The organism is Wolbachia endosymbiont (group A) of Melitta haemorrhoidalis, from assembly GCF_964273365.1.
Taxonomy (GTDB): domain Bacteria; phylum Pseudomonadota; class Alphaproteobacteria; order Rickettsiales; family Anaplasmataceae; genus Wolbachia; species Wolbachia pipientis.
The window spans coordinates 1,272,277-1,280,946 of the sequence record NZ_OZ187004.1 but is presented as its reverse complement, the minus strand read 5'-3'; the positions used below and the strand labels follow the sequence as shown (position 1 = coordinate 1,280,946).

The following is an 8,670-nucleotide window of genomic DNA, read 5'->3' as shown; positions in this document are numbered from 1 at the left end:
CAGATCTTATACATTTTGGTCATCTTAATCATCTATCAATTACTTTACCAGAAGTTGCTTTTAAAGAAAATATACCTACAATTTTTACGCTACATGATTTTTGGTTAATGTGTCCAAGAGGAAGATTTATTCAACGTAATTCTGAAGATTTGTTACGGCTTTGTGATGGACAGAAGGATCAAAAATGTGCAACCCAATGTTACAAGGGGTATTTTACAGGAGATGAAGAATTCTTGAATTCAGACTTAAATTATTGGGAACAATGGGTTGCAACTAGAATGAAGCAAACAAAGAAAGTAGTGGACTATATAGATTACTTCATTGCTCCGTCAAAATTCTTAATGGATAAATTTACTCAAGACTTTAATGTTCCGATAAACAAAATTTCTTATCTTGATTATGGTTTTGATCTAAATCGTCTTAAGAATAGAAATAGGGTGCAAGAAAAAGGGTTTATTTTCGGTTATATAGGTACTCATACTCCCGAGAAAGGTGTTGACCTATTATTGAAGGCTTTTTCTCGCTTATCATCTAAAGCAAAACTTAGAATTTGGGGAGCGGCAAGGGAAGAAACTAAAACTTTAAAAGCGATTGCCGATCAGTTTCCACATGCTGTTAAAGAAAGGATAGAATGGATGGGAAGTTATAACAATAAAAATATAGTTACTGATGTATTTAATAAAGTTGATGCGATAGTTGTTCCTTCAATTTGGGGTGAAAATTCACCATTAGTAATACATGAAGCACAGCAACTGAGTGTACCAGTAATAACGGCTGATTATGGTGGCATGGCAGAATATGTAAGAGATGGAATAAACGGACTATTATTTAAGCATAGAGATACAAATAGTTTGTCAGAAAAAATGCAAGTCCTATCTACAGACCAGGAATTATACAGTGAACTGACCCAAAGAGGCTATCTTTATACTAAAAATGGTAATGTACCTTCTATAAGTGAGCATACTGAGAAACTTAACAAAATTTACCGTAATGTTATTGAAAATAAAGGCAAATCAGTGGCTACAAAACCTGGTCCTTGGAGAATTACTTTTGATACTAATCCAGATTACTGCAACTTTGCTTGTGTAATGTGTGAATGCTTTTCACCATATAGTAAAGTTAAAGAGGAGAAGAAAGCTAAAGGGATAAAACCCAAGATAATGTCAATAGAAACTATCAGGAAGGTAATTAAGGAAGCAGATGGAACACCTTTAAGGGAAATCATTCCTTCTACTATGGGTGAGCCTTTAATGTATAAAAGCTTTGATGAAATAATCAATTTGTGCCATGAGTTCGGCCTGAAGCTTAACCTCACGACCAATGGTTCTTTTCCTATTAAAGGAGCTAGAAAATGGGCTGAACTATTGGTACCAATTTTATCTGATGTTAAGATTTCCTGGAATGGGGCAACTAAAGAAACTCATGAAAGAATCATGAAAGGTTCAAAATGGGAAGTAGTGACAGAAAATTTAAAAACTTTCCTTGAAGTTAGAGATAAATACTTTAGCGATACAGGCGAAAGGTGTACCGTTACTTTACAATTAACATTTTTAGAAAGTAATTTACATGAACTTTACGACATAGTTGAGATGGCTATAAAAAATGGCATAGATAGAGTTAAAGGACATCATCTTTGGGCACATTTTAAGGAAATTAAGGATCTATCTATGAGGAGAGATGAATTAGCAATTAGTAGATGGAATACGGAGGTGGGAAGGTTATATGAACTTAGGGATAATATGCTATTGCCAAATGGTAAAAAGATAAAATTAGAAAATTTTACGATCCTTTCTCAAGAGGGTATCAAGGATTTGGCTCCAGGTGGTCAGTGCCCATTTTTAGGTAAAGAAGCATGGATAAACAATGAAGGCAAGTTTAGTCCCTGCTGTGCTCCAGATGAACTACGCAAAACATTAGGAGATTTTGGCAATGTTAATGAAGTTAAACTGGAGGAAATATGGCAAAGTAGCGAGTACCTAAACTTACAAAAGAATTATTTAAACTATGAATTATGCAAAACATGCAACATGAGAAAACCATTAGTCAATTAATGAAAGATAGTGAGTACCTTAAATCTATTAGGGTTTCCCCCTGTGAAAGGTTTCACCAATTGTCAGAAAATCCTTTGTACAAAAATAGATTTATTAGAGTTGATAAATTTCACGAGCCTGGCCTTGCACCAGTTTATGATGAGACAGGCGCTTATCACATCGATGCAATGGGAGAAGCAATTTATCGCGACAGATTTTTAAAAACTTTTGGATTTTACTGCAATAGAGCAGCCGTAGAAGATGACACAGGGTATTACCATATTGATCCATCTGGATGTAGAGTATACAAACATTCGTATCAATGGATTGGAAATTACCAAGAAGATATTTGTGTGATTAGAAAGCATGATAAGTTTTTTCATATTGATTTGAACGGCAATAGAGTTTATGAGCAAGAATACAATTATGTTGGGGATTTTAAGGATGGTATCGCTGTAGTCCATAAAGATGGTAAAGCTACACATATTAATAATCATGGAAAGTTAGTACATAATAAATGGTATAAAAAGCTTAATGTTTTTCATAAAGGATTTGCTATTGCAGAAGATAAGCATGGCTGGTTTCATATAGATATTAATGGCAATCCTGTTTACCGGCAAAGATTTAAAATGGTAGAAGCATTCTATAATGGCATGGCAAAAGTTGAAACTTTTGAAGGTGTATTAGGACAGATCGATATTACCGGAAACGTAAAGTTTAGTATTTTTGATTTAGATAAAGAATCTCAAGTGCATAAGATTTCTGCAGAACTTTCAGCCTTTTGGAAAACTTACCTCGCAAATGTTGCTATTGAACTTGATTTGTTAAATATCTTACCTGCAACTATGCCAGTTTTATCTCAAAAGTTAAATATTATCGTTCCAAATCTAGAAAGGCTGTTAAGGGCGTTGTGGGAAATAGGGTTTATTGATTACGATAAGAACAAGGACTTATGGCAACTATCATCAAAAGGTAAGTGTTTTAAGGAAATACCATTTTTGCCTAAAGCAGCAGCAATGTGGGCAAGGGTTGCCGCTGAAAAGAATTGGTTAAAAATTGCCGATATATTAAGGCAGGAGTCAATATCTTCATTTGAATCTTTTAAGGAGAAAGAAATATCAGAAGACAGGAAAATAGCGTTTTACCAAGCATTGCTAGGATATTCCAGGTTTGACACTAAAGAGTTTAATTCTAGGGTTAATATAGATGGTGCTAAAAATATATTGCTATTTGGCGTACACTCTTTATTTCTTGCTTATTCTGATATACACAATAAAGGTTCTATAGGCTTATATTATTACAACGAACATAAAGTGCCTAGGCAGGCAGTAGAAGATTTAAAAATTAAACTCATAACTCAAGAAGAATTATCAGCTACAAATTATGAATTAGGTGTCTTTTGCCGCTTTCTGCAGCATTATGATGATAATAAGGTATTGTCTTATTTAAAATTGGTAAAAAATAAAGGAATACCACGCGTTTTAGTGATAGAAACTATCCTAGATTACTACTCCCCAGTGGGAGGTTCTGTAGATATTAATGTAATGGTTGAAACAGGGGGTAAACTAAGGACATTGAGCGATTGGAAAAGAATACTAAAACAAGTAAAAGGGCTTAAAATTTTTAGTATTGTACCTTTAACAGATTATTTATCAGTTATTGACATTAGGTGTTAATATATGAAAGCATTGCAAAAAAATGGTTTTTTTATTATCAAAAATCTAGTTCCTTTAGAGTTAATAACTCAGTCTTTAAATGATATAATAAGCAAGATATCAAAGTTATCTCAAGAATTAGGTGTTTCAACTTCTGACTATTTAAACTGCACTGGAAGATGGGGTACATCATCTCAGGTAACTAGAATTGTATCTCAAGTATTAGATAAAATTATTAAAAATTATCTTGAAAAGTCACTTCAATGCCAGATACTGCAGAAAAAATCAAATGTTATATGTAAAACTGCTGATTTAATAGATGCAGTTCCCTTCCATCAGGACATCTCTTATAGCTTTAATGACCCTTATCATTTTTCTGTTTGGCTAGCTTTGAATAATGTCAATAAAACTTCAGGTGCACTACAAGTTATAGAAGATAGTCACAACTGGAAAATACAGCCTCTAGTTGATTTTTGGCATCCATACTTTTTGGATCAATACTCGGATAACCGGGAAAATTATAAAATTAAGTCACTACCTATTTCAGCAGGAGATGCGATAGTTTTTGATTCACGGTTATGGCATGGTAGTGATAAGAATATAGATGCTAAAGATAGGTTTGCTTATGTTACGAGATGGGTTGTAAAAGATAAAAGTCTTCCTTGTGTGCCAAAACCTCAGCCTTCAGTTTTTGGTATATTAAACTGTGGTGCATTAACAGAATTTATACTGAGAGAATACTTATCATTATTTCGTCGCCAGGAAAGTATAAAAACAAAAAATATGGAAGAACTTATTAAGAGCTGGTTAGCCTTTATTACAGACACAACTACAAATATTTCTGAGGTCAACACTGCTGAAGCTAAGCGAGATTTATATAAGCTACTTATTCTGAATCAAGCGTCAGCACTACATGATGCTGGAGACATTTCAGGAAAAATATACAAAAATTTATGGTTTTCACTGCTTGTATTTCTCAATAAAAAAGTCAATGTGGTGGAGCTAGCATTATAAATGAACAAAAGTAGAGTTGGTAGTTTCAAGTATATATTGGTGTTCATTTTGAATATCTTATCCAAGTTTAAGCTTAATGTGCTTGTAATGTTCCTGGTTGCCCTAGTAGTGGCTGTTGATTTATCTTTTAGAAAGTATTTAGTAAAAAATATCTTAGATACAGCTGTAAAATATCAAGAAGGTAATGTAATTGAAAATCTTTTATTACCTGTAAGCGCTTATGTTTGTATGGCATTACTTATTACTACTGCTTTTAGATTCTATGGCTATTTTGTTGACATTCGAATGTTTACCTCAATGCGTCAAAAAATAGCTGATATGTCTTTTTACAGGCTGCTTCAGCAAGACCATTCCTATTATCAAAACAACCTATCCGGAAGTTTAGTATATAAGGTCAGTAACTTAATGGATAGTGTGATAGAGCTAATAAGACTGCTTATAGACTGTTTCTTTAGTTATAGTATAGCATTAATCTTGGCTATTTATACTTTATCACTAGTAAATATAAAGTTTGCAATAGCTACATTCATTTGGGTGAACATTTTTATTTTGATTTCGGTTTTCAGTTTTCGGGTGCTTACCGGATTAGCCGATGATCATTCTAAACAAAGTTCACAAGTAATAGCGGGTATAGCCGACAGTATTTTAAATGTTATATCAGTAAGGTTATTTTCTCGGCAAGCGCATGAGAGGCATAAATTTTTTCAAGTATGCAAGAAAAAAACTATTGCAGAAAGAAAATTACAATGGGCATACTTTTGGCTTTGGTTTATATATGGCTATTCATTTGATATACTCCAAGCAGTAAACTTGTATTTTTTAATTCATGATTATCAATTGAACAAGATTGCAATAGGAGATATTGCTCTTGTACTTGGAATTAATATATCGATTATAGAGTTTCTTAACCATCTAACTAGGAATCTTACCCAATTTTCTACTCATTTCGGCAAAGTTTCAGATGCATTGCCAATCTTGACTACCGTACCAGAAATTCAAGATAAGGAAAATGCTAAAAAATTAAATTTATTAAGTGGAAGAATAACGTTTAATAATGTTTCTTTTTCTTATGAGGGTCAGAAGTCATTATTTCAAGATTTTTCAGTTACCATTAATCCTTGCGAAAAGGTAGGTCTAGTTGGTTATTCTGGAGGTGGTAAATCTACTTTTATAAACTTAATCATAAGGCTATTTGATGTTAAAAAAGGTAATATACAGATTGATAATCAAGTAGTATCGGAAGTTACACAGAGTTCTTTGAGGCAACAAATATCTGTAATACCTCAAGAACCATTGTTGTTTCATGATACTATTTTAGCAAATATTATATATGGTAAACTTCAATCTACTATCGAAGAAATAATAAGAGCTGCAAAGCTGGCTGGTATTCACGATTTCATTATGACTCTACCCGATCAATATGAAACTGTAGTCGGAGAAAAAGGCATAAAGCTATCTGGAGGGGAAAGACAAAGAATAATCATAGCGAGAGCATTTCTAAAAAACGCTCCGATATTATTTTTCGATGAGCCAACTAGTCAGTTAGATTCTATAACAGAGAAAACAATTCAAATGAGTTTATTTAAGTTGATGGAAAATAAAACCACCATTACTATAGCACACCGTATTTCTACACTTTTACATATGGACCGAATTCTAGTATTTGACAAAGGAAAAATTGTCCAAGATGGTAAACATTCTGAACTAGTTTGCAAGAAAGGTCTTTATAAAGAACTTTGGGATGCTCAAATTGGCTGTCTAAATATCAAAAAAGAAAATGGAAAAAACTATCGACCTGAGAAGTGACACTACAACTTTACAAAGCTCCAACGTTATACACGCAATAAGTAGTGCAATCGTTGGAGATTTTGCTTACGGTGAAGACAAAAGCTGTAACAACTTATCGGAATATTGTAAACAATTATTCAAAGTAGAAGAAGCATTGTTCGTAACCAGCGGTATGCTTGCAAATAGGTTAGCTATTGCCAGTCAAACAAGTCCTGGTGATGAACTAATTACTCATTATAATTATCATGTTAATTTTTTCGATAGTGCAGGCAATGCAAAAGTAAATAGTATAGTGTTTAACTGTATTAGGAATAATACCGGAATCTTAGATATTGATGAAGTAGAATATGCTATTAACTCTAAACCGAGATATAAAATTTTTGCTCAGGTGAGTCTAGTTTCTATAGAAAATAGTATAAACGGGTTTAACGGTAAAATTTATCCTTTTAAGAAACAAGTAGAGTTATATAATTTCTTAAAAGCTCACAATATAAGTCTTCATTTAGATGGTGCGAGAATATTTAATGCTCATGCTGAAACAAATGTTGCTTTAGCTGACTATGCTAAATATGTAGATACAATGAGCTTTTCTTTTACTAAAGGACTTGGAGCTCCTTTTGGTTCAATGCTTATGGGTAAAAGAGAGATAATTGAAAAGGCTAAGAAGTTACAGGTTTGGTTGGGGAGTGGTTATCATCAAATTGGGTACTGCGCTAATGCAGCAAAATATGTACTACAGAATAATATCTCTAGGCTTAAAGAAGATAATAAGCTTGCTAAATTGTTTGCAGACAAGATTAAAGAAATTCCACATGTAAAGCTGATACTACCTTATCCAGAAACTAACATAGTAAGCTTTAGTATAAAAGAACTAAATGTGACTAATGAGTTTTTTTTGAGTAAATGCCAAGCTTATGGTTTATTGCTCTTTCCTTGGCTCGAATCTCATATAAGAGCAGTTGTTCATCTTGGCATAGAGGAAGCAGACATAATAAATGCTGCTGAAATTATAAAGGAGGTTGTATTAAATTTAGTATGAGGGTAAAAATAGATTTCTTTAGCGATTCAAACACTAATCCTTCATCTGAAATGAGGGAAGTAATGGCTAAAGCAAAAGTTGGAAATGAAGCTGCATGTGAAGATCCAACTGTAAACGAATTAATAGAAACCACATGTAAAATATTAGGTAAGCCAGCAGGAATATTTTTGATTTCGGGAACGATGTGTAATGTAATTGCTTATAAAGTGCACATTCAAAGACCTGGTGATTATTTGTTACTCGATGAAACTTCGCATCCATTAATAGTGCAATCTGGATTAATTGCAGCCCAGGCACATGCCACTCCTTTACCTATTAAAGGAACAAGAGGAATATTTACTGGAGAGCAAATCGTTGAGTTTATTACTCGTCCTAGCTTAAGGAATGTTCCAAAAGTTGGGCTTGTTTCTGTCGAACAAACAACGAATTTTGGTGGTGGAGCTGTGTGGCCTTTAGAGTATATTCAAGAGATCTCAAGTCTCTGCAAAAAGAACGACGTATCCTCTCATTTAGATGGAGCAAGGCTGTTCAATGCTTGTGCTTATGCTAAAATATCTCCAAAAGAATATGCAAATTATTTTGATTCGGTGTTTATTGATTTTAGTAAGGGATTAGGCGCTCCAATGGGTGCAGTATTGGCTGGAAGTGAAGAGTTTATTGAAAAAGCTTGGTACTATAAGTTTCAAATTGGCGGAGGTATGCACCAAGCTGGCATTATTTCAGCTGCATGTTTATATGCTCTCAACAACAACATGAATTCTTTAATAGAAGATCATAAAAAAATGCAGCACCTTATAAAAGGTCTTAGCTCTATAGATCAAGTTATAATCAATATTGACCTATACAAAACTAATATAGCGTATTTCTCATTACGTACTGATTGTATATCTGCTCAAGAATTAATAAATATACTAATGACAAATTATGGAATTAGGATGGCTAACATAAGAGGTAAAATCAGAGTTATAACACATAGAGATATAAGCTGTGAAGATATTAATACTACTATATCTACTATAAGAAAGATACTGAATAGGTAATTTCGATTGTTATCAATTTTCTACATTAATGGTTTGCAAACTTCTTGTAAAACAATATTATACCAACATAGTATTATGCTAGTATTTGCATGGGACTGTTTGGG

Annotated in this window: 6 protein-coding genes; all 6 read left to right on the top strand. The window is 33.1% G+C overall.

All coding sequences use genetic code 11. From position 1 onward, the window contains the following. The coding region (locus ACICPZ_RS06510; protein WP_395462160.1) for a glycosyltransferase at positions 1-2,051 on the top strand (2,051 nt) is incomplete at its 5' end. After that, on the top strand, positions 2,012-3,706 hold the full coding sequence (locus ACICPZ_RS06505) for a WG repeat-containing protein (protein ID WP_264374065.1): 1,695 nt from the start codon (positions 2,012-2,014) through the stop codon (positions 3,704-3,706). The genes ACICPZ_RS06510 and ACICPZ_RS06505, both read left to right, overlap by 40 nt. Positions 3,707-3,709: 3 nt before the next feature. Then, entirely contained in the window at positions 3,710-4,699 is a 990-nt protein-coding gene (locus ACICPZ_RS06500; RefSeq protein WP_006280067.1) for a phytanoyl-CoA dioxygenase family protein, read from the top strand. After that, positions 4,700-6,505: an ABC transporter ATP-binding protein gene (locus ACICPZ_RS06495; protein WP_264373975.1), complete on the top strand. Its 1,806-nt coding sequence runs from the start codon at positions 4,700-4,702 to the stop codon at positions 6,503-6,505. It begins immediately after the preceding gene. Further along, positions 6,477-7,526, top strand: coding sequence for a threonine aldolase family protein (locus tag ACICPZ_RS06490; RefSeq protein ID WP_174516731.1), 1,050 nt, complete (start codon positions 6,477-6,479; stop codon positions 7,524-7,526). The genes ACICPZ_RS06495 and ACICPZ_RS06490 overlap by 29 nt, the downstream gene beginning before the upstream one ends. Further along, the gene (locus tag ACICPZ_RS06485; RefSeq protein WP_174516730.1) at positions 7,523-8,566 is read left to right on the top strand and encodes a threonine aldolase family protein; all 1,044 of its coding nucleotides are present in this window, start codon (positions 7,523-7,525) and stop codon (positions 8,564-8,566) included. Before ACICPZ_RS06490 ends, ACICPZ_RS06485 begins: the two co-directional genes overlap by 4 nt. The last annotated feature ends 104 nt before the right edge of the window (positions 8,567-8,670 follow it).